We start from the raw sequence: 20,968 nt of genomic DNA on the forward strand, positions 1-20,968 counted from the left end.
TTTTACATACGTTCGACGGTTTCGATACCGAGGGTATCGAGACCCAGCTTGAGGGTTTTCGCCGTCAGCAGCGCCAGCTTCAGGCGGCTGTTGCGGGTCGCTTCGCTTTCCGCGCTGAGGATCGGGCAGTGCTCGTAGAAACCGGAGAACAGGCCCGCCAGATCGTAGAGGTAGGCGCACATCACGTGCGGCGTCCCTTCGCGAGCGACCACGGAGAGGATCTCTTCAAACTGCAACAGGCGCGCGGCCAGCTGGGCTTCGCGATCTTCCGCAATCACCACCGGCGCGTCGGTGAGGGCGTTTTCGTCAATGCCGGCTTTGCGGAACACGGAGAGCACGCGGGTATAGGCATACTGCATATACGGCGCGGTGTTGCCTTCGAACGCCAGCATATTATCCCAGTCGAAAACGTAGTCGGTGGTGCGGTTTTTCGACAGGTCGGCGTATTTCACCGCGCCGATACCCACCACTTTCGCCAGATTTTCCAGCTCATCAGCGGACATCTCCGGGTTCTTCTCCGCCACCAGGCGACGCGCGCGCTCCAGCGCTTCGTCCAGCAGATCCGCCAGCTTCACGGTGCCGCCGGCGCGGGTTTTAAACGGCTTGCCGTCTTTACCCAGCATCATGCCGAACATATGGTGTTCCAGCGGCACGGAGTCCGGCACATAGCCTGCTTTACGCACGATGGTCCACGCCTGCATCAGGTGCTGGTGCTGACGGGAGTCGATGTAGTAGAGCACGCGGTCGGCGTGCAGTGTTTCATAGCGATACTTCGCACAGGCGATATCGGTGGTGGTATAGAGGTAGCCGCCATCCTTTTTCTGGATGATGACGCCCATCGGTTCGCCTTCTTTGTTTTTATACTCATCAAGAAACACCACGGTGGCGCCTTCGCTCTCCACGGCCAGCCCTTTGGCTTTCAGATCGGCGACGATCCCCGGCAGCATCGGGTTGTACAGGCTTTCGCCCATCACGTCATCGCGGGTCAGCGTCACATTCAGGCGATCGTAGGTGATCTGGTTCTGCGACATGGTGATGTCCACCAGCTTACGCCACATCTGCAGGAAGTACTCATCGCCGCCCTGCAGCTTAACCACGTAGCTGCGCGCGCGCTCGGCGAAGGCTTCGTCTTCGTCGTAGTGTTTTTTCGCTTCGCGATAAAAACCTTCGAGGTCGGCCAGGGCCATCTCGCCGGCGTTTTCCTGCTGCTGTTTTTCCAGATACGCGATCAGCATGCCGAACTGGGTGCCCCAGTCGCCGACGTGGTTGGCGCGGATCACCTTATGGCCCAGGAACTCCAGGGTACGGACCGAGGCATCGCCAATGATGGTCGAACGCAGATGGCCGACGTGCATCTCTTTCGCCACGTTTGGCGCCGAATAGTCGACGACGATGGTCTGTACCTGCGGCGTGGCGACGCCCAGGCGTTCTGACTGCAGCGCGCGGTTGACGTTGTCCGCCAGGAACGCGGGGTCGAGGAAAATATTGATAAAGCCCGGCCCGGCGATTTCAACCTTGCTGGCAATGCCGTTGAGGTCAAGATGAGACAGTACCTGCTCTGCAAGTTGTCGCGGCGCCATGCCCAGTTTTTTGGCGACAGCCATCACGCCGTTGGCCTGATAGTCACCGAACTGAACTTTTGCTGACTGGCGGACCTGAGGTTCGCAATCGGCAGGCGCGCCTGCCGCGATCAGGGCCTGGCTGACTTTTTCTGAGAGAAGAGCCTGAATATTCACCGGAATACCTTACGTGTAATGCGCCAGCCCCCGAGGGAGGCGGCGCCGGAATGTGGACAAATTAGGGCGGGAGTATACTGCATTTGTCCCCGTCCGTCAGCATCGCGCGCGGCCCGGCGGCATGGGCAATCCATCGTCGGTCGGTCACGCAGCGGCAGGGTGGCGGTTGGTCCGCGGCCTAAAACACGGTAGATTAGCCTTTTTATTATTGATGAACATAAGTGACGAGCAAACCCATGGCGAACTGGCAGCAGATTGAACAACTGGCCGATATTACGGCGGATCTCCCGCGATTTTCCGATGCGCTACAGCGCTTCGCTGCGCGACTGGGACTGGAGATCGGTGGGCTCGACGCCGACCATATCTCCCTGCGCTGTCATCAGAACGCCACCGCGGAGCGCTGGCGCAGTGGGCTGGCGCAGTGCGGAACCCTGCTGTCGGAGAATATGATCAACGGTCGGCCTATCTGCTTGTTTAAACTGGCGGAGCCGGTCTGCGTGGCGCACTGGCGCTTTCATATCGTTGAGCTGCCGTGGCCGGGTGAAAAGCGTTATCCCCATGAAGGCTGGGAGCATATTGAAATTGTCCTGCCCGGCGATCCGGCTACCTTAAATGCCCGCGCTCTGGCGCTGCTGGCCGATGACGGACTCAGCCAGCCGGGGATCGTCGTCAAAACCAGCTCGCCGAAAGGCGAACATGAGCGTCTGCCGAATCCCACCCTGGCGGTCACCGACGGCAGCGTGACGATCAAATTTCACCCATGGTCTATTGAACAAATCGTCGCCAGCGAGCAAGCCGATACGTAACAGTGTGAAGCCGCGCGGCGTCTGCCGCGTGAAATCATGACATGCTGAGAAGGTTGTCTGGATCAGGGAGTGAGCAATGGCGGTACTGGAAGTTTGTTGTTACAGCATGGCGTGCGCCCGGGAGGCTGAGCGCTGCGGCGCCGATCGTATTGAACTCTGCGCCGCGCCGCAGGAAGGGGGACTAACACCCTCTTACGGGGTGCTGGTCTCGGTCCGCGAGGCGATTACCCTCCCGGTGCATCCGATTATCCGCCCGCGCGGCGGCGATTTCTGCTACACCGAAGAGGAGTTCGCCGCGATGCTTGGCGATATCCGCATGGTGCGGGAGCTCGGCTTTCCCGGGCTGGTGACCGGCGTGCTGAATGCCGATGGTCAGGTCGATATCCCGCGGATGAAAAAAATAATGGCCGCGGCCGGGCCGCTGGCGGTGACCTTTCATCGCGCGTTCGATCTGTGCGCCGACCCGCGTCAGGCCTGGGAGACGCTGGGTGAGCTGGGGGTTAAACGTATCCTGACTTCCGGTCAGCAATCCTCGGCGGAGAAAGGTATTTCATTAATTACGGAACTTATTGCCGCAGGGGATACTCCAATCATTATGGCCGGTGCGGGAGTGCGCGCCGCGAACCTGCAGCTGTTTCTGCAGGCGGGGGTGAAAGAGGTTCATAGCTCTGCAGGCCAGTGGTTGCCATCGGAAATGCGCTTTCGTCATCCAGGCGTTTCGATGTCAGCCGATCCCGATGCGGACGAATACAGGCGCTACGCCGTCAATGGCGCAGCGGTGGCGGAGATGAAAAAGATAATTTCCGCTGACAGAAGTTAAACGGTTTTTGCTGCACATCATGTCGCCCAATATGATGATTGCCCGTACCAGGCCCCTGCCCATTAAACAGGGGCCTTTTTTTATCTCGCTTTCTTCGCCAGCGACTGCTGCGTTTCCGGTTTGGTGGCGATAATCACCGCGCGCAGCGGCGCCGGATAGCCTTCCACGGTTTTGCGCTGATCCTGTGGGTCGAGGAAATCGGCCAGCGATTCGCTGGTCATCCATTCGGTGCGCCGCTGCTCTTCCGTCGAGGTGACGCAGGCGTCGACGATGCGCACATCGATAAACCCGCACTTCTCCAGCCACATTTTCAGGGCCGCCGCGGAGGGAATAAAATAGACGTTGCGCATCTGCGCATAGCGGTCGCCCGGAACCAGCACCGTATTTTCATCGCCTTCGACCACCAGCGTCTCCAGTACCAGCTCGCCACCCGGCGCCAGCTGATCTTTCAGCTGCCACAGGTGGTCCAGCGGCGAGCGGCGGTGGTAGAGCACGCCCATCGAGAACACGGTGTCAAAGGCCTCCAGGGCCGGGAGCTGCTCGATGCCCAGCGGCAGGAGATGCGCCCGCTGGTCGTTGCCAAGCAGCTTACGCACCGCTTCAAACTGGCACAGGAACAGCTGGGTGGGATCGATGCCGACCGCCAGATGCGCGCCCGCGCCGATCATCCGCCACATGTGATAGCCGCTGCCGCAGCCCACGTCGAGGATGGTCCGTCCGCTAAGATCGGACAGATGCGGCAGGACGCGCTCCCATTTCCAGTCGGAGCGCCATTCGGTATCGATGTTGATGCCGTACAGCGAATAAGGGCCTTTGCGCCATGGCATCAGGTTTTTAAGCAGGTTTTCTACCCGCAGCTGATGACCTTCGCTGAGCGGCGTTTCGCTTTCGGCGGTGACGCTGTGCAGGAGGTCCAGACGCCAGGGCGTTAATTCCGGAAGAAACTCAACGGCGCGCTCCCATTCGCGAAACTTGCCGTGCAGGGCCTCGCGCTGCCAGGCGGCTACCTGGGCAGGCAGCGTCTCCAGCCAGTGAGACAGCGGGCTTTTGGCGATCAGCTGATAAAAGTTACTGAAGTCGATCATGCCTGCTCCCCGGATTTTACTGCCACCAGCGAGCCAAAGTTAAAGCACTGGAACCACAGTTCAGCATGTTCGAACCCCGCCTGACGCAGGCGTTTTTTATGGGTTTCCACAGAGTCGGTCAGCATCACGTTTTCCAGCATGCTGCGTTTCTGGCTAATCTCCAGCTCGCTGTAGCCGTTCGCGCGCTTAAAGTCATGATGCATATTGAACAGCAGCTCACCGACGTGGGCGTCTTCGAAGCTGAATTTCTCCGAGAGCACCAGCGCGCCGCCGGGATTCAGCCCCTGATAGACTTTATTCAGGATCGCCTGACGATCGCCCGGCTCAAGGAACTGAATGGTAAAGTTCAGGATCACCAGCGAGGCGTTTTCAATGGCCACATCGCGGATATCCCCTTCAATCACCTCGACCGGCGTCGGCGCTTTATAGGCGTCAATATGGCGACGGCAGCGCTCCACCATCGCCGGGGAGTTGTCGATGGCGATAATGCGACATCCCGGATGGCTAATATTGCGGCGCACGGAGAGGGTGGCGGCGCCCAGCGAACAGCCAAGATCGTAAACCTGGGTGTGGGGCTGAACGAAGCGCTCGGCCAGCATGCCGATCATCGAGATGATATTGGAGTAGCCAGGCACAGAACGCTGGATCATATCGGGGAAGACTTCAGCAACCCGTTCATCAAAGGTCCAGTCGCCGAGGCTGGCAATCGGCGCGGAAAAAAGCGTATCGCGGTGAGACATAACGTTAAACCCGAAAAAACGAAAACGGCGTATTGTGCGCTAACGGAGTGAGAAAACCAACTCCCAGGGCATATACCAGAGATTGGCCAGCACCATCAGCAACAACGCGCACCAGGTGGCGCTCATGCCGGAACGGCGCCAGTGGTAGACGCGGTGATGAAAACCCCAGGAGTGCATCAGTCGTCCGACGATCAATAAAATGCCGCAAACGTGCACCATCCAGGTCTGGGCGCCGTTCATCTCCATAAATAACAGTAAAATGAGGCCAATCGGCACATATTCGACGGCATTGCCGTGAACGCGGATGGCGACCTGCAGCTCGCTGAAGCCGCCGTCGCCGTAGCCTACATGGTATTGGGTGCGCAAACGCACCACGTCAAATGAGAACTTCACTAACAATAACGCACCTAAAACGGCATACAGCGCGCTGACCATACGAAAACTCCCTTTAACTCTGGCAGATGGCTCCGGATATGATAGCAGGATATCAGAAAAGAGAAGATTGCTGCGGAATCGACGGCGCATTTCCTGCCGCCGGCAGGGCGGCGCGCAGATCGCCCCACAGGGTATCGACCAGCGCCGGCGCGTAGGCAATATCGGGAGTATGCAGGAACAGCCACGGCGTCCCTGACTGATGCCATTTCGGCAGCGTCTGCAGCCAGACGCGAAACAGTTCCCGGTTATGGACCATATCGTCGCCGCCGATAAAGCGCACCATTGGCTGCCGGGCGGTCATCACCGCATGCACCGGCACCTTCGGTTTCTTTTGTTGCGCGTCGATCATCGCCGGACTGGTGGCCGCGGCGCTATGGACCGGGCGGCTGTCGAGGATCACGCGGTTGACGCTGCGCTGGTGCAGCCCGCGGTTGAGCTGCTGTTCCGCTTCCCCTTTGGCGAAGAACTCGGGGTGACGAACTTCGACGCCGTAGGTGAAATCCTTCGGCAGTGCGTCGAGAAAATGCCATAGCGCCGGGAGATCGCGAGGGCCGAAGGTCGCCGGCAGCTGCAGCCAGTACTGGCCGATGCGCGAGGCCAGCGGCGCCAGGCGGGTGAAGAATTCACGGCTTAAATCGTCGCAGTGGCGCAGGGCGGCCTGGTGCGAGATAGTCGCCGGGAATTTAAAGCAGAAGCGGAAGTCATCGTGGGTCTGCTCGTACCAGCGGGCGACAATCTCCGGCTTCGGTAGCGCATACAGGGTGGTGTTGCCCTCGACGCAATTGAAGTGGCGGGCGTACTCTTCAAGGCTGGTGATGCCAAGGCGCACCCATTTCGGGTGCGACCACTGGGGAAGCCCAATATAAATCATAACGCGGCGAGGATCTCCTCGGTGCTGCGCACGCGGCCGATGCGCGGGAAAATATGCGTCATGCTGCCCTGATGCTGCTCGGCGGAGGCGGCGCTGCAGGCATCTTCGGCAATGACCAGATTAAAACCCAGCTCCCAGGCGTTGCGGGCGGTGGATTCGACGCCGATGTTGGTGGCGATGCCGCAGAGAATAATGGTGTCGATACCGCGGCGACGCAGCTGAAGCTCAAGGTCGGTGCCATAGAACGCGCCCCACTGGCGTTTGGTCACTTCGATATCGCTCTCCTGCTTACCCAGCGTGGCCGGATAGGTCCACCAGTTCTCAGGCAGCGTATGCGCCCCGGCCTGCGCGTCGACAGGCTGTTTCAGCGCTTCGGCGAAATCGGCCGACCAGCCGACGCGGACCATGATGACCGGCGAACCCTGTTGTCGGCACTTGTCTGCCAGGCGCGCGGCGCGCGCCACCACCTCGTCAGCCCGATGTGGGCCGCCGGCAAAAGGCAAAATGCCTTCCTGCAGATCGATCACCACCAGCGCCGTGTTTTTCGCATTGAGTTCTAACATGGTATCCCCGTATCTTCATCTGTTGTCAGGCGGCTACAATACCTTTGCGGCTTCAGCAAAAGGGTAACAAATTTTGTTAATTTATGTGAGTGTGGACGTTAAGCGCGCAGCAAAGCAGCGTACATCGTGCGTCGGACTTATCGAACGACAGAATTTCCAGTATAATAGCCGCCTTTTTTCATTCAGTTGTGACATCAGCTAAAGCTGCGACCTCGTCGCCTGCAGGGCAGACGACAATCCGCCGACGGCTAAGTTAAGGGATATCTCATGCGTACAGAATATTGCGGACAGCTTCGACAGTCCCACGTTGGGCAGCAGGTGACTCTGTGTGGTTGGGTCAACCGCCGTCGCGATCTCGGTAGCCTCATTTTTATCGATATGCGCGACCGCGAAGGCATCGTTCAGGTGTTTTTCGATCCGGATCGTGCGGATGCGTTGAAGTTAGCCTCTGAACTGCGTAATGAGTTCTGCATTCAGGTCACTGGCACCGTTCGCGCGCGTGAAGAGAAAAACATCAACGCGGACATGGCCACCGGCGCTATCGAAGTGCTGGCTTCCGATCTGACGATCATTAACCGCTCAGAATCGCTGCCGCTGGACTCCAATCACGTCAACACCGAAGAAGCGCGTCTGAAATACCGCTACCTCGACCTGCGTCGTCCGGAAATGGCGCAGCGTCTGAAAACCCGCGCGAAAATCACCAGCTTTGTGCGCCGCTTTATGGATGACCATGGCTTCCTCGACATCGAAACCCCGATGCTGACCAAAGCCACCCCGGAAGGCGCCCGCGATTACCTCGTGCCTTCCCGCGTGCATAAAGGCAAATTCTACGCGCTGCCGCAGTCGCCGCAGCTGTTCAAACAGCTGCTGATGATGTCCGGCTTCGACCGCTACTATCAGATCGTCAAATGCTTCCGCGATGAAGACCTGCGTGCCGACCGTCAGCCTGAATTTACCCAGATCGACGTGGAAACCTCCTTTATGACCGCGCCGCAGGTGCGTGAGATCATGGAAGCGATGGTGCGTCAGCTGTGGCTGGAGATTAAAGGCGTCGATCTGGGCGACTTCCCGATCATGACCTTCGCCGAAGCCGAACGTCGCTACGGCTCCGATAAACCGGACCTGCGTAACCCGATGGAGCTGGTGGACGTCGCCGACCTGCTGAAATCAGTGGAGTTCGCGGTCTTTGCCGGCCCGGCCAACGATCCGAAAGGGCGCGTGGCGGCGCTGCGCGTGCCGGGCGGGGCTTCTCTGACCCGCAAGCTGATCGACGAATACGGCAACTTTGTCAAGATCTACGGCGCGAAAGGGCTGGCCTATATTAAAGTGACCGAACGTGCCAAAGGCATGGACGGGATCAACAGCCCGGTGGCCAAGTTCCTGACCGCTGAAATCGTGGAAGCGATCCTCGACCGCACCGGCGCGCAGGACGGAGACATGATCTTCTTCGGCGCCGACAACAAGAAAGTGGTGGCCGACGCGCTGGGCGCGCTGCGTCTGAAGCTGGGCAAAGATCTGAGCCTGACTGACGAGAGCAAATGGGCGCCGCTGTGGGTGATCGACTTCCCGATGTTCGAAGACGACGGCGAAGGCGGCCTGACGGCGATGCACCATCCGTTCACCTCGCCGAAGGATATGACGGCGGACGAGCTGAAAGCTGCGCCGGAAGAGGCCGTGGCCAACGCCTACGATATGGTCATTAACGGTTATGAAGTCGGCGGCGGTTCGGTGCGTATCCACCGCGGCGACATGCAGCAGACGGTATTTGGTATTCTGGGCATTAACGAACAGGAACAGCGTGAGAAATTCGGCTTCCTGCTCGATGCGCTGAAATACGGTACCCCGCCGCATGCGGGCCTGGCGTTCGGTCTTGACCGTCTGACCATGCTGCTGACCGGCACCGATAACATCCGCGACGTTATCGCTTTCCCGAAAACCACCGCGGCCGCCTGCCTGATGACCGAAGCGCCAAGCTTCGCCAATCCGGCGGCGCTCAGTGAACTGGGTATTCAGGTTGTGGAGAAAGAGGCAAAAGCGTCTCTGGAGAACAAGTAATATGTCATTTAAGCTGCCCGTTTCGGTGCTGGTGGTGATTTACGCCGAAGATACCAAACGGGTGCTGATGTTGCAGCGGCGCGACGATCCCGCGTTCTGGCAGTCGGTCACCGGCAGCCTGGAAGCAGGAGAGACCGCGCTGCAGGCCGCCGCGCGTGAAGTAAAGGAAGAGGTCGCCATTGACGTTGCCTGCGAGCAACTGACCTTAATCGACTGTCAGCGCACGGTGGAGTTCGAGATATTTTCTCATTTGCGTCATCGCTATGCGCCGGGAGTGGAGCGTAATACGGAATTTTGGTTCTGTCTTGCGCTGCCTCATGAGCGGGAAATTACCTTTACCGAACATCTGGCCTACCGCTGGGTCAGCGCGACGGAAGCCGCTGCGCTGACCAAGTCGTGGAGCAACCGGCAGGCGATTGAAGAATTTGTAATTAACGCCGCCTGAAAGGGCGCGCTTTTTGGAGAGTTTTTTATGGCAGGTCATAGTAAATGGGCCAACACCAAACACCGCAAAGCGGCACAGGATGCCAAGCGCGGTAAAATCTTTACGAAAATCATTCGCGAACTGGTTACCGCAGCGCGTCTGGGCGGCGGCGATCCGGCGTCCAACCCGCGTCTGCGTGCGGCGGTGGATAAAGCGCTGTCTAACAACATGACCCGCGACACCCTGAACCGCGCCATCGCGCGCGGCGTCGGCGGCGATGAAGACGCGAACATGGAAACCATCATTTATGAAGGCTATGGCCCTGGCGGCACCGCGGTGATGGTGGAATGTCTGTCCGACAACCGTAACCGTACCGTTGCGGAAGTGCGTCACGCCTTCACTAAAACCGGTGGTAACCTCGGCACCGACGGTTCCGTCTCCTACCTGTTCAGCAAAAAAGGCGTCATCTCCTTTGAGAAAGGCGATGAAGACACCATCATGGAAGCGGCGCTGGAAGCTGGCGCTGAAGACGTGGTGACCTATGACGACGGCGCGATCGACGTCTACACCGCCTGGGAAGAGATGGGCGCCGTGCGCGACGCGCTGGAAGCTGCTGGCCTGAAAGCCGACGCTGCCGAAGTCTCGATGATCCCGTCCACCAAAGCGGATATGGATGCCGAGACGGCGCCGAAGCTGCTGCGTCTGATCGATATGCTCGAAGACTGCGACGACGTGCAGGAAGTGTACCATAACGGCGAGATCTCCGACGAGGTCGCAGCCACCCTGTGATGCAGTCGCATCCACGGTTAACCGGAGGCGCGTGATGGCTATTATTCTCGGCATTGACCCGGGGTCGCGCGTTACCGGTTATGGCGTGATCCGTCAGGTTGGCCGGCAGCTGAGCTACCTTGGCAGCGGCTGTATCCGCACCAAAGTGGACGATTTGCCGTCGCGGCTGAAGCTGATCTACGCCGGAGTGACGGAGATCATCACCCAGTTCCAGCCTGACTTTTTCGCCATTGAGCAGGTCTTTATGGCCAAGAATGCCGACTCGGCGTTAAAGCTCGGGCAGGCGCGCGGGGTGGCGATCGTGGCGGCGACCAATCAGTCGTTACCGGTGTTTGAATATGCCGCCCGCCAGGTTAAGCAGACGGTTGTCGGCATCGGCAGCGCTGAAAAGAGTCAGGTCCAGCACATGGTGCGCACCCTGCTCAAGCTGCCTGCCAATCCGCAGGCGGATGCGGCGGATGCGCTGGCGATCGCCATCACCCATTGCCATGTCAGCCAGAATGCCGCGCAGATCAGCGAGACCCGGCTCAATCTGGCGCGAGGGCGCTTACGATAATCGCAAATCAGGCTGGATATCTATCCAGCCTTTTTTTATGATACCGCCAGATACTTAGACCATAACGCAGGAGCCCCACGTGATAGGCAGACTCAGAGGCATCATTCTCGAAAAACAACCCCCGCTGGTGTTGCTGGAAACGGCGGGCGTCGGCTATGAAGTGCACATGCCAATGACCTGCTTCTATGAGCTGCCGGAGGCCGGGCAGGAGGCGATTGTCTTCACCCACTTTGTGGTGCGTGAAGATGCTCAGCTGCTGTATGGGTTTAACAACAAACAGGAGCGTACCCTGTTTAAAGAACTGATCAAAACCAACGGCGTAGGGCCAAAGCTGGCGCTGGCGATCCTCTCCGGCATGTCGGCGCAGCAGTTCGTCAACGCCGTTGAGCGGGAAGAGGTCGCCTCGCTGGTGAAGCTGCCGGGGATTGGCAAAAAAACCGCTGAACGCCTGATCGTTGAGATGAAAGACCGCTTCAAAGGGCTGCACGGCGATCTGTTCACCCCGGCCGCCGATCTGGTACTGACCTCACCGGCAGGCCCGACGGCGGACGATGCCGAGCAGGAAGCGGTTGCCGCGCTGGTCGCGCTGGGCTATAAACCGCAGGAGGCCAGCCGGATGGTCAGCAAGATCGCGCGTCCGGACGCCAACAGTGAAACGCTAATCCGCGAAGCGCTGCGCGCCGCGTTGTGAGGTAAGGGATGATTGAAGCAGACCGGCTGGTATCGGCAGACAGCAGCGGCTTCGAAGAGGCCGCTGACCGCGCCATCCGCCCAAAATTGCTGGCAGAGTATGTCGGCCAGCCGCAGGTGCGTTCGCAGATGGAGATCTTTATCCAGGCGGCGAAGCTGCGCGGCGACGCCCTCGATCACCTGCTGATTTTTGGCCCGCCAGGGTTGGGGAAAACCACCCTGGCCAATATCGTCGCCAATGAAATGGGGGTGAATCTGCGTACCACCTCCGGCCCGGTGCTGGAGAAAGCGGGCGATCTCGCCGCGATGCTCACCAACCTTGAACCGCACGATGTGCTGTTTATCGATGAGATCCATCGCCTCTCGCCGGTGGTGGAAGAGGTGCTCTATCCGGCAATGGAAGATTACCAGCTGGATATCATGATTGGCGAAGGTCCGGCGGCGCGCTCGATTAAAATCGACCTGCCGCCGTTTACCCTGATCGGCGCCACCACCCGGGCCGGTTCATTGACTTCGCCGCTGCGCGACCGCTTTGGCATCGTGCAGCGTCTGGAATTCTATCAGATCCCCGATCTGCAGCATATTGTCAGCCGCAGCGCCCGCCATATGGGACTGGAGATGAGCGACGAGGGCGCGCTGGAAGTGGCCCGCCGTTCACGCGGCACGCCGCGTATTGCCAACCGTCTGCTGCGTAGGGTGCGTGACTTCGCGGAAGTGCGCCACGACGGCACCATCTCCGCCGACATTGCCGCCCAGGCGCTGGATATGCTCAACGTCGATGCGGAAGGGTTCGACTATATGGACCGCAAGCTGCTGCTGGCGGTGATAGATAAGTTCTTCGGCGGACCGGTGGGGCTGGATAACCTCGCCGCCGCGATTGGCGAAGAGCGGGAAACCATTGAAGATGTGCTGGAGCCCTACTTAATTCAGCAGGGTTTTCTGCAGCGTACGCCGCGGGGAAGAATGGCGACGGTGCGCGCCTGGAATCATTTCGGGATTACGCCGCCGGAGATGCCGTAGTTCGCTACGGATGTGTCATTCATCGGGAGACCCGGTCAGCAGCGCGACCGGGTTTTTCATTTTTAGCTGGCGGCTTTTTTCGTCATGCTGAGAATAAACAGCGCCGCGGCGCACAGCACCACCGATGGACCGGCCGGCGTGTCGTAGAAAGCCGAGAAGGTTAACCCGCCGGTGACGGCCAGCATGCCCACGCCCACCGCCACGGCGGCCATTTGCTCCGGCGTGCGGGCAAAACGGCGGGCGGTGGCGGCCGGGATAATCAGCAGGGAAGTGATGATCAGCGCCCCGACGAACTTCATCGCCACGCCGATAGTCAGGGCGGTGACCAGCATCAACAGCAGCTTGACCCGCTGCAGCTTCACGCCATCGACAAACGCCAGGTCCGGACTGATGGTCATCGCCAGCAGATTCCGCCACTGCCAGAGCAGAATGCCAATCACAATCACCACGCCCATGGCAATGGCGATCAGGTCCTGCGGGGTGACCGCCAGCAGATCGCCGAACAGGTACGCCATCAGATCGACGCGGACGTTAGACATCAGACTGACCACCACCAGCCCCAGGGAGAGCGCGCTGTGCGCCATGATGCCCAGCAGGGTATCGATCGCCAGATGCGGCCGTTTTTCCAGCCATACCAGCCCGCCGGCCAGCAGCAGGGTGACGGCGATCACCGCATAAAACGGATTGACGTTCAGCAGTAAACCGAAAGCGACGCCGAGCAGCGAGGCATGCGCCAGCGTGTCGCCGAAATAGGACATACGGCGCCAGACCACAAAGGAGCCCAGCGGGCCGGCGGCGCAGGCCAGCATCATCCCGGCCAGCCAGCCAGGTAACAAAAGTTCAATCATTAACGGCTGTTTCCCCGACGCAGTACAATTCGCCCCTGAAGATCGTGGCGGTGATTATGGTGATGGCGGTAGATCCCCAGCTGTTCCGCGCCGCGCGGGCCGAACATGGAGATAAACTCCGGATGCATTGAGACGACCTCTGGTGCGCCGGAGCAGCAGATATGCTGGTTCAGGCACAATACCTCGTCGGTTTTGGCCATGACCAGATGCAGGTCGTGGGAGACCATCAGCACCGCGCAGTCCAGCTCATGGCGCAGCTGGTCGATAAGATCGTAGAGCGCAACCTGACCATTGACGTCGACGCCCTGGGTCGGTTCATCCAGCACCAGCAGTTGCGGGCGATTGAGCAGGGCGCGGGCCAGCAGCACGCGCTGGGTTTCTCCGCCGGAAAGTTTTTGCATCGGGGCGTCGATCAGATGCCCGGCCTGCACGCGCTTCAGCGCCGGCAGGATGTCGTCTTTGCGGGTGCCCGGACGCAAACGCAGGAAGCGGCTGACGGTCAGCGGCAGCGTGGCGTCGAGATGCAGTTTCTGCGGCACATAGCCGATCCGCAGGCGTTCTTCGCGCTTGATAACACCCTCTGTCGGTGCTACCAGCCCCAGAACCACCCGCACAAGCGTCGATTTGCCGGCGCCGTTGGGGCCCAGCAGGGTCAATATTTTGCCTGGCGTGAGAGCCAGCGAGATGTCAGACAGCACGCGGCGTTGGCCAAAGGCCACCGAGACATTTTCCAGCGTTACAAGGTTTGTCATAATCATTTAGGGGTTGCACAAGCTAGTGAATGTTATAATATCACATCACACTCACTCGTTTCGATGACTAGACGCATTATGTTACATAAAAATACGCTTCTTTGCGCTGGACTTGGCGCTGTTTTTTTGTTCGCACAGGTACCGCAGGCCAGTGCCGCCGTGGTGACTTCCATGAAACCGCTGGGCTTTATCGCGGCGGCTATCGCCGATGGGGTTACCGACACCCAGGTGCTGCTGCCCGATGGCGCCTCCGAGCATGATTATTCTCTCCGTCCTTCCGATGTAAAACGCTTACAGAACGCAGACTTAGTGGTGTGGATCGGTCCGGAAATGGAAGCCTTTATGGATAGGTCGACGCAAAGCATTGCGGCGAATAAAAAGGTGACTATCGCAGAGCTGGATGGGGTCAAACCGCTGCTGATGACCGGCGCTGACGACGATGACGCTCATCATGGTCATGACCATGGCGCAGCGGAAAAAAGTGACGGCGATCACCATCACGGTATCTACAATATGCATCTGTGGTTATCCCCAGAGATAGCGCGGCTTTCGGCGGTTGCAATCCACGATAAATTATTGGAACTTATGCCGCAGAGTCGAGCCAAACTCGACAGCAACCTGCAGCAGTTCGAGGCCGCGCTGGCGGCGACCGACAAGCAGGTTAGCAATGAGCTGGCACCGCTGAAAGGAAAGGGCTATTTCGTTTTTCATGACGCCTACGGTTACTTTGAAAAACACTACGGTTTGACCTCGCTGGGGCATTTTACCGTCAACCCTGAAATACAGCCCGGTGCGCAGCGTTTACACGAAATCAGAACACAACTGGTTGAGCAGAAAGCCACTTGCGTTTTTGCTGAGCCACAGTTCAGGCCAGCGGTTATCGAAGCTGTTGCCCGGGGCACGTCTGTGCGCATGGGGACCCTGGATCCACTGGGTAGCGGAATTAAGCTGGGTAAAGCGAGTTACCCGCAATTCCTCACCCAGCTGGCGAATCAGTATTCGAGCTGCCTGAAAGGAGATTAACGAGGAAGTGAATACGTGCAACAGATAGCCCGCGCTGTCACTCAGGCATTTAACAATCTGCCACGACCTCATCGCGTCATGCTGGGGTCGCTTAGCGTTCTTACCTTAGCGGTCGCCGTCTGGCGACCCTACATTTACCACCCGGAATCCGCCCCCATCGTCAGAACCATTGAACTGGAAAAAAGCGAGATCCGCTCCCTGCTGCCGGAAGCCTCCGAGCCGATCGACCAGGCCCCGCAGGAAGAAGAAGCCATTCCTCAGGATGAACTCGACGAAAAAGCCGATAGCGATGCCGGCGGGCACGAATACGTGGTGTCGACCGGCGATACCCTCAGCAGCATCCTGAACCAGTACGGTATCGATATGGGTGATATCGCCCAGCTCTCCTCCGCCGATAAAGAGTTGCGTAATCTGAAGATTGGCCAGCAGCTCTCCTGGACCCTGACCGCCGACGGCGATCTGCAGAGTCTGACCTGGGAGATGTCCCGCCGCGAAACCCGCACCTACACCCGCGTGGCTAACGGCTTTAAAATGAGCAGCGAGCTGCAGAAAGGCGACTGGGTCAACAGCGTGCTGAAAGGCACCGTCGGCGCCAGCTTTGTCTCCAGCGCGCGCGATGCCGGGCTGACCAGCACGGAAATCAGCGCGGTGATCAAGGCCATGCAGTGGCAGATGGATTTCCGTAAGCTGAAGAAAGGCGATGAGTTCTCGGTATTGATGTCGCGCGAAATGCTTGACGGCAAACGCGAGCAAAGCCAGCTGCTTGGCGTGCGTCTGCGTTCTGACGGGAAGGACTACTTTGCCATCCGTGCCGAAGACGGAAAATTCTACGACCGCAACGGGACGGGGCTGGCGAAAGGCTTTATGCGCTTCCCGACGGCGCGTCAGTTCCGCGTCTCCTCTAACTTTAACCCGCGTCGTCTGAACCCCGTCACCGGGCGCGTCGCGCCGCACCGTGGCGTCGATTTCGCGATGCCGCAGGGAACGCCGGTGCTGGCGGTGGGTGATGGCGAAGTGGTGGTGGCCAAGCGTAGCGGCGCCGCCGGGTATTACGTGGCCATCCGCCACGGCCGTACCTATACCACTCGCTACATGCACCTGCGTAAGCTGCTGGTGAAGCCGGGGCAGAAAGTGAAGCGCGGGGATCGTATTGCGCTGTCGGGGAATACCGGACGCTCAACCGGGCCGCACCTGCACTACGAAGTGTGGATCAACCAGCAGGCGGTCAACCCGCTGACGGCGAAACTGCCGCGTACCGAAGGGCTGAGCGGTTCCGACCGTACCGATTATCTGGCGCAGGTCAAAGAGGTCGTTCCGCAGCTGCGGTTTGACTAACCACCGGTCAGTGGAAAGCCGGTGCCCCAGGGCGCCGGCTTTTTATTTTGTAGGATACCCAACGTCTCGCTACACTATCCCATTATCTTGATTAAGCAGTCGATCTGCGGATTGGGCATGGAAACGAAAAAAAATAATATTGAGTTTATCCCTAAGTTTGAAAAATCTTTTTTACTGCCGCGCTACTGGGGCGCCTGGCTGGGGGTCTTTGCCTTCGCCGGTATTGCGCTGACGCCGCCTTCCTTTCGCGATCCGCTTCTCGGCAAACTCGGTCGTCTGGTCGGGCGTCTGGCGAAAAGCTCGCGCCGCCGGGCGCAGATTAATTTGCTGTATTGCTTCCCGGAAAAAAGCGAGCATGAGCGGGAAGCGATCATCGACGCCATGTACGCCTCGGCGCCGCAGGCGATGGTGATGATGGCCGAGCTGGGCCTGCGCGATCCGCAGAAAATTCTCGCCCGCGTCGACTGGCAGGGTAAAGCGATCATCGACGAGCTGCAGCGCAATAATGAAAAGGTGATTTTCCTCGTCCCGCACGCTTGGGGCGTGGATATCCCGGCGATGCTGATGGCCTCCGGCGGGCAGAAGATGGCGGCGATGTTCCACAACCAGGGTAACCCGGTCTTCGATTACGTGTGGAATACCGTACGTCGTCGTTTTGGCGGAAGGATGCACGCGCGCAACGACGGGATCAAACCGTTTATTCAGTCGGTGCGCCAGGGTTACTGGGGCTACTATCTCCCCGATCAGGATCACGGCGCTGAGCACAGCGAGTTTGTGGATTTCTTCGCGACCTATAAGGCCACGCTGCCGGCGATTGGCCGTTTAATGAAGGTATGCCGCGCCCGCGTCGTTCCGCTGTTCCCGGTCTACGATGGCAAAACGCATCGCCTGACGGTGCTGGTGCGCCCGCCGATGGACGATCTGCTGGACGCTGACGATACAACGATCGCCCGGCGGATGAACGAAGAGGTGGAAGTGTTTGTTACGCCGCACACCGAGCAGTACACCTGGATCCTGAAGTTGCTGAAGACGCGCAAGCCGGGTGAAATCGAGCCCTACAAACGCAAAGAGCTGTACCCTAAGAAGTAGTCTGCAGGCGCGCCAGTGGGCATTCCCGGCTCACTGGCTATATTGCGTCAGCAACATCATGTTCTCAGCCGCAAGCCGGTAACGATACTCCGGTCGGCCGGTGATACCGTAGTGATTGCTGGTGAAGAGCACGTTGATCTGCTCCAGCCAAATCAGGTATTTGCGGCATGAAACTCTGGAGATCTGCAGTGCCGCCGCCAGCTCATTGGTTGAAAAATCTCGCGCCTGATGAGCGATTATCCACCGGCACACCAGGCGAAGCGTTTGCGGCGTCAGCCCTTTCGGCAAGCGGCGGGGGCCGTCCTGTTATTGAACCCGCGGCGTAGCAGGGTGTCGATATCCGCCTGGGCGTAGCAGGATTTCGCTTGCTTCGCATCGCGTTTATTGCGCCAGGTTCGCAGGGCTTCCTCAAAGCGCGGAAACTGAAACGGTTTAATCAGGTAATCAACCACGCCATAGCGCAGCGCCGTCTGCACGGTGAGCGCATCGGCGGCGGACGTCATCATGATGACATCAATATTCCGCCCATCAGCGCGAAGCGCCGGCAGCAGGTCCAGGCCGCTCTCCTGTTGCATATAGACATCCAGCAGCAGCAGATAGATCGGCGCCAGATGGCTCAGCATCGCGTTAGCATCGGCGATCGTCGCCGCGACTCCGCAGCAGTGAAAATCAGCTACCTGGCTGATAAACAACCGGTTCAGTTCGGCCACCATAGGATCATCATCGACAATCAGCACATTGAACATGGGTGGTTCCCCCGAGTGGCGGGAAGCCAGCCGGCTTCCCGCGAGATGAGCGATCACAATGACGAACGTTTATACGCGGTGTAGCGCGCTCGCCAAAAGGTTTTATCGATATTCGCCGCCAGCTGCGCCTCGTCAATCTGCGGCGCTACGCCGTCGAGTTGAGCCGCGCGGGCGACCTCTGCGGCAATAGCCCGTGAGATCATCTCGATCTCTTCCACCGGCGGCAGTAAACCGCCGGTTTCGCGGGTCGCCAGAGGCGAGTGGGCGGCCAGCGTTTTACTGCAGGTGATAAGCATTGCTTCGGTGACGCGCTCGGCTTTACTGGCAAGGATCCCCAGCCCCAGACCGGGGAAAATATAGGCGTTGTTGCACTGGGCAATGTCGTAGGTTTTGCCGTCATAGAAGACAGGGTCGAACGGGCTGCCGGTGGCGATGAGCGCGCTACCCCGGGTCCACTCCAGCAGATCCTTCGGCTGGGCCTCGGCTCGGGAGGTGGGGTTAGAGAGCGGCATAATAATCGGACGCGGGCAGTGCCGATGCATCTCTTTCACTATCTCTTCGCTAAACAGCCCCGGCTGGCCTGACACGCCGATCAGCACGGTAGGGTGGACGTTGCGTACGACATCCATCAGCGACAGCTGGGCCGCCTCGGTATCCCAGTGGGCAATACTGGCTCGGGGGGTGACCAGCTCGCGCTGAAAATTGAGCAGATTAGGCATCTCATCAGTCAGCAGACCAAAGCGGTCAACCATAAAGATGCGGCGACGTGCTTCCGTTTCTGAGAGCCCATCATCCACCATCAGCGCAATGATTTTTTCCGCAATGCCGCATCCGGCCGAACCGCCGCCAAGGAAAACCACCCGCTGGTCGCGGAGCGACGTCCCGGCGGCGGCAGCGGCGGCGATCAGGGTTCCCGAGGTCACGGCGGCGGTGCCCTGAATATCATCGTTAAAACAGCACAGGTGGTGTCGATAGCGGTTGAGCAGTCGCGTGGCATTCTTTTGGGCAAAATCTTCAAACTGGAGCAAGACATTCGGCCAGCGCTGCTGAATGGCATGGACAAACATGTCCATAAACTCCAGGTACTGCTCATCGCTGATGCGCGGATGTCGCCAGCCCATATACAGCGGATCCTCCAGATGCTGCGGATTGTTGGTACCGACATCTAACATAATGGGCAGCGTTGATGCCGGGTGAATGCCCCCGCAGGCGGTATATAACGAGAGTTTGCCAATGGGGATCCCCATACCGCCGATTCCCTGGTCGCCCAGCCCCAGAATACGCTCGCCATCGGTTACCACGATGACTTTGATATCGTTGCGGGAAAACCCCTGCAGCATCTCGTCAATATGGTGACGGTTGGGCCAGGAGATGAACAGGCCGCGTCCCCGGCGATATATTTCTGAAAAGTGTTCGCACGCTTCACCCACCGTCGGGGTATAAATAATGGGCAGCGTCTCTTTCATATGGCTGCGCAGCAGGTTATAGAATAACGTCTCGTTTGTGTCCTGAATATTTCTGAGATAAATATGGCGCGAAATGCTTTTTTTGAACTGACAAAACTGGCCCCATGCGCGCTCGGTTTGTTCCTCAATGGTTTCCACATTGTGCGGTAACAGTCCCTGAAGATTAAACGCTGCGCGTTCGCTTTCCGTAAAAGCGAGGCCTTTATTTAATAACGGGTTTTCCAGCAGGACAGCACCGTTATAGGGGGTGTATAAGGTTTCTGTGGCTAACATTACATGACTCCTGAATATCAAATTAAAACATTGCCTGATGTCTTGGTGTTTTATTTCTGTGATTACGAAATGAGATAAATCATGACGCCTTCGGTGACCACGCCGATGGCGGTGCCCAGCAAAATAGAAGATGAGGCGGGTTCAATATAGGTATCGCTGCGCAGGGCAAACATCCCCGCCGCGATAGCGGAAGGCGTGGCGCCAATGATAATAACCTGTTGCATCAGGGAATGACTGAGCCCAAAGGCCAGCCCGGCCAGCGCCATCATGCCCGGCTGGATCAGGTTTTTAATACTAATGTTGGTGCAGGTTTGAATATTGACCGTCGGACGTTCACCGTAAAACAGCAGCCCAAGGGCGAACAGTGACAGACCGCCGGCGATTTTACCCACCATTTCGACGGGCACGCTGAGCAGAGGCGGCAGCTGGATCCCGGCCAGGCTGAGCAGCACCCCGGAAATGGGGATCCAGACAATGGGATTTCGTACGGCGTTAAGCAGGTTTTGCAGGATCAACTGCCCGGCGTGGAGCTGGGGAGCCTCAGCGTCTCCGGGCTGGTCTCCCATGCGGATCAGGATGATGGTCAGAGGGATCATCAATACGCTGGTCACCAGGTTTCCGATAAGCACCCCGAGAAAGCCCTCCGGACCTATCAGCACCGCCAGCACGGGGGCGCCAAAGTAGGCCATATCGGGGAAGGCGCAAACCAGCGACTGAATCGCGCTGGTTTTAATATCATGACGAAAAACGTAGCGCGAGATCAGTAGCGTGGCTTTGTTGAATAAATCAGATTTCGGGTAAGTCTCCCCCGTAGCGGGTTGTGTTTTCAGGCAATACGCACGCTTT

21 protein-coding genes and 1 pseudogene are annotated in these 20,968 nt (G+C 58.7%); 11 read left to right on the plus strand and 11 right to left on the minus strand.

From position 1 onward, the window contains the following. Positions 1-2: 2 nt before the first annotated feature. Entirely contained in the window at positions 3-1,736 is a 1,734-nt protein-coding gene (gene argS / locus L2I46_RS21725) for an arginine--tRNA ligase (protein ID WP_057216078.1), read from the minus strand. A 236-nt stretch (positions 1,737-1,972) separates the two neighbouring features. Here argS and L2I46_RS21730 point away from each other — a divergent pair, with 236 nt between their 5' ends. Then, positions 1,973-2,542 carry a VOC family protein gene (locus tag L2I46_RS21730; protein ID WP_202025442.1) on the plus strand — a complete coding sequence of 190 codons (570 nt, stop codon included), beginning with the start codon at positions 1,973-1,975 and terminating at the stop codon, positions 2,540-2,542. Between the two features lie 76 nt (positions 2,543-2,618). Further along, positions 2,619-3,362 (plus strand): copper homeostasis protein CutC, encoded by a 744-nt coding sequence (gene cutC / locus L2I46_RS21735; protein ID WP_236948226.1) that lies wholly within the window; start codon positions 2,619-2,621, stop codon positions 3,360-3,362. 80 nt (positions 3,363-3,442) lie between these two features. Here cutC and cmoB read toward each other — a convergent pair whose 3' ends face one another. From cmoB to L2I46_RS21760, 5 genes are read right to left on the minus strand one after another with little or no spacing between them, the layout of a single operon-like run. Continuing rightward, the gene (gene cmoB, locus L2I46_RS21740) at positions 3,443-4,447 is read right to left on the minus strand and encodes a tRNA 5-methoxyuridine(34)/uridine 5-oxyacetic acid(34) synthase CmoB (RefSeq protein ID WP_032456324.1); all 1,005 of its coding nucleotides are present in this window, start codon (positions 4,445-4,447) and stop codon (positions 3,443-3,445) included. Further along, on the minus strand, positions 4,444-5,187 hold the full coding sequence (cmoA, locus tag L2I46_RS21745) for a carboxy-S-adenosyl-L-methionine synthase CmoA (RefSeq protein ID WP_004203422.1): 744 nt from the start codon (positions 5,185-5,187) through the stop codon (positions 4,444-4,446). Before cmoA ends, cmoB begins: the two co-directional genes overlap by 4 nt. Positions 5,188-5,226: 39 nt before the next feature. After that, positions 5,227-5,622: an MAPEG family protein gene (locus L2I46_RS21750; protein WP_008804243.1), complete on the minus strand. Its 396-nt coding sequence runs from the start codon at positions 5,620-5,622 to the stop codon at positions 5,227-5,229. A gap of 52 nt (positions 5,623-5,674) precedes the next feature. After that, positions 5,675-6,493, minus strand: a complete 819-nt coding sequence (locus L2I46_RS21755; protein ID WP_086075579.1) for a DUF72 domain-containing protein — start codon at positions 6,491-6,493, stop codon at positions 5,675-5,677. Beyond that, on the minus strand, positions 6,490-7,056 hold the full coding sequence (locus tag L2I46_RS21760) for a hydrolase (RefSeq protein WP_032453393.1): 567 nt from the start codon (positions 7,054-7,056) through the stop codon (positions 6,490-6,492). The genes L2I46_RS21755 and L2I46_RS21760 overlap by 4 nt, the downstream gene beginning before the upstream one ends. Before the next feature lie 267 nt (positions 7,057-7,323). Here L2I46_RS21760 and aspS point away from each other — a divergent pair, with 267 nt between their 5' ends. From aspS to ruvB, 6 genes are all read left to right on the plus strand, one after another. Further along, a complete protein-coding gene (gene aspS, locus L2I46_RS21765) occupies positions 7,324-9,111 on the plus strand; it encodes an aspartate--tRNA ligase (RefSeq protein WP_023290254.1) in 1,788 nt (595 codons plus the stop codon). Position 9,112: 1 nt separating this feature from the next. After that, the gene (nudB, locus tag L2I46_RS21770; RefSeq protein ID WP_002911477.1) at positions 9,113-9,556 is read left to right on the plus strand and encodes a dihydroneopterin triphosphate diphosphatase; all 444 of its coding nucleotides are present in this window, start codon (positions 9,113-9,115) and stop codon (positions 9,554-9,556) included. Positions 9,557-9,583: 27 nt separating this feature from the next. Continuing rightward, complete coding sequence (locus L2I46_RS21775) at positions 9,584-10,324, plus strand: YebC/PmpR family DNA-binding transcriptional regulator (RefSeq protein ID WP_002911459.1); 741 nt, start codon at positions 9,584-9,586, stop codon at positions 10,322-10,324. A 34-nt stretch (positions 10,325-10,358) separates the two neighbouring features. After that, complete coding sequence (ruvC, locus tag L2I46_RS21780; RefSeq protein WP_004203412.1) at positions 10,359-10,880, plus strand: crossover junction endodeoxyribonuclease RuvC; 522 nt, start codon at positions 10,359-10,361, stop codon at positions 10,878-10,880. A gap of 79 nt (positions 10,881-10,959) precedes the next feature. Then, positions 10,960-11,571: a Holliday junction branch migration protein RuvA gene (gene ruvA / locus L2I46_RS21785; protein ID WP_002911454.1), complete on the plus strand. Its 612-nt coding sequence runs from the start codon at positions 10,960-10,962 to the stop codon at positions 11,569-11,571. Between the two features lie 8 nt (positions 11,572-11,579). Further along, a complete protein-coding gene (gene ruvB / locus L2I46_RS21790; RefSeq protein ID WP_004148860.1) occupies positions 11,580-12,590 on the plus strand; it encodes a Holliday junction branch migration DNA helicase RuvB in 1,011 nt (336 codons plus the stop codon). A gap of 62 nt (positions 12,591-12,652) precedes the next feature. Here ruvB and znuB read toward each other — a convergent pair whose 3' ends face one another. After that, positions 12,653-13,438, minus strand: coding sequence for a zinc ABC transporter permease subunit ZnuB (gene znuB / locus L2I46_RS21795; RefSeq protein WP_023290252.1), 786 nt, complete (start codon positions 13,436-13,438; stop codon positions 12,653-12,655). Continuing rightward, positions 13,438-14,157: a zinc ABC transporter ATP-binding protein ZnuC gene (gene znuC, locus L2I46_RS21800; protein WP_228958578.1), complete on the minus strand. Its 720-nt coding sequence runs from the start codon at positions 14,155-14,157 to the stop codon at positions 13,438-13,440. Before znuC ends, znuB begins: the two co-directional genes overlap by 1 nt. A gap of 111 nt (positions 14,158-14,268) precedes the next feature. On the opposite strand from znuC, the gene znuA reads away from it, so the two are divergent. The 3 genes from znuA to lpxM all read left to right on the plus strand — a co-directional run bounded on the left by znuA (position 14,269) and on the right by lpxM (position 17,637). Further along, positions 14,269-15,213, plus strand: coding sequence for a zinc ABC transporter substrate-binding protein ZnuA (gene znuA, locus L2I46_RS21805; RefSeq protein ID WP_236948227.1), 945 nt, complete (start codon positions 14,269-14,271; stop codon positions 15,211-15,213). 15 nt (positions 15,214-15,228) lie between these two features. Beyond that, the gene (gene mepM, locus L2I46_RS21810; protein ID WP_023290249.1) at positions 15,229-16,548 is read left to right on the plus strand and encodes a murein DD-endopeptidase MepM; all 1,320 of its coding nucleotides are present in this window, start codon (positions 15,229-15,231) and stop codon (positions 16,546-16,548) included. A 117-nt stretch (positions 16,549-16,665) separates the two neighbouring features. After that, positions 16,666-17,637, plus strand: a complete 972-nt coding sequence (lpxM, locus tag L2I46_RS21815) for a lauroyl-Kdo(2)-lipid IV(A) myristoyltransferase (RefSeq protein WP_017900217.1) — start codon at positions 16,666-16,668, stop codon at positions 17,635-17,637. 30 nt (positions 17,638-17,667) lie between these two features. Here lpxM and dcuR read toward each other — a convergent pair. The 3 genes and pseudogenes from dcuR to L2I46_RS21830 form a co-directional block, all read right to left on the minus strand. Continuing rightward, a pseudogene (dcuR, locus tag L2I46_RS21820) lies at positions 17,668-18,383 on the minus strand (two-component system response regulator DcuR). A gap of 53 nt (positions 18,384-18,436) precedes the next feature. After that, positions 18,437-20,122, minus strand: a complete 1,686-nt coding sequence (locus L2I46_RS21825; RefSeq protein ID WP_236948228.1) for an NAD-dependent malic enzyme — start codon at positions 20,120-20,122, stop codon at positions 18,437-18,439. Positions 20,123-20,184: 62 nt separating this feature from the next. Next, a partial coding sequence (locus L2I46_RS21830; protein WP_236948229.1) for an AEC family transporter occupies positions 20,185-20,968 on the minus strand: 784 nt, incomplete at its 5' end.

This window comes from Klebsiella sp. 2019SCSN059, from assembly GCF_021739525.1.
In the GTDB taxonomy this organism is placed as follows: domain Bacteria; phylum Pseudomonadota; class Gammaproteobacteria; order Enterobacterales; family Enterobacteriaceae; genus Klebsiella; species Klebsiella quasipneumoniae.

What these genes read in the sequence shown, in the direction of transcription:
- L2I46_RS21730 (WP_202025442.1), top strand. Translation starts at nt 1,973, where the DNA reads ATGGCGAACTGGCAGCAGATTGAACAACTGGCCGATATTACGGCGGAT.
- cutC (WP_236948226.1), top strand. Translation starts at nt 2,619, where the DNA reads ATGGCGGTACTGGAAGTTTGTTGTTACAGCATGGCGTGCGCCCGGGAG.
- cmoB (WP_032456324.1), bottom strand. Translation starts at nt 4,447, where the DNA reads ATGATCGACTTCAGTAACTTTTATCAGCTGATCGCCAAAAGCCCGCTG.
- cmoA (WP_004203422.1), bottom strand. Translation starts at nt 5,187, where the DNA reads ATGTCTCACCGCGATACGCTTTTTTCCGCGCCGATTGCCAGCCTCGGC.
- L2I46_RS21750 (WP_008804243.1), bottom strand. Translation starts at nt 5,622, where the DNA reads ATGGTCAGCGCGCTGTATGCCGTTTTAGGTGCGTTATTGTTAGTGAAG.
- L2I46_RS21755 (WP_086075579.1), bottom strand. Translation starts at nt 6,493, where the DNA reads ATGATTTATATTGGGCTTCCCCAGTGGTCGCACCCGAAATGGGTGCGC.
- L2I46_RS21760 (WP_032453393.1), bottom strand. Translation starts at nt 7,056, where the DNA reads ATGTTAGAACTCAATGCGAAAAACACGGCGCTGGTGGTGATCGATCTG.
- aspS (WP_023290254.1), top strand. Translation starts at nt 7,324, where the DNA reads ATGCGTACAGAATATTGCGGACAGCTTCGACAGTCCCACGTTGGGCAG.
- nudB (WP_002911477.1), top strand. Translation starts at nt 9,113, where the DNA reads ATGTCATTTAAGCTGCCCGTTTCGGTGCTGGTGGTGATTTACGCCGAA.
- L2I46_RS21775 (WP_002911459.1), top strand. Translation starts at nt 9,584, where the DNA reads ATGGCAGGTCATAGTAAATGGGCCAACACCAAACACCGCAAAGCGGCA.
- ruvC (WP_004203412.1), top strand. Translation starts at nt 10,359, where the DNA reads ATGGCTATTATTCTCGGCATTGACCCGGGGTCGCGCGTTACCGGTTAT.
- ruvB (WP_004148860.1), top strand. Translation starts at nt 11,580, where the DNA reads ATGATTGAAGCAGACCGGCTGGTATCGGCAGACAGCAGCGGCTTCGAA.
- znuB (WP_023290252.1), bottom strand. Translation starts at nt 13,438, where the DNA reads ATGATTGAACTTTTGTTACCTGGCTGGCTGGCCGGGATGATGCTGGCC.
- znuA (WP_236948227.1), top strand. Translation starts at nt 14,269, where the DNA reads ATGTTACATAAAAATACGCTTCTTTGCGCTGGACTTGGCGCTGTTTTT.
- lpxM (WP_017900217.1), top strand. Translation starts at nt 16,666, where the DNA reads ATGGAAACGAAAAAAAATAATATTGAGTTTATCCCTAAGTTTGAAAAA.
- L2I46_RS21825 (WP_236948228.1), bottom strand. Translation starts at nt 20,122, where the DNA reads ATGTTAGCCACAGAAACCTTATACACCCCCTATAACGGTGCTGTCCTG.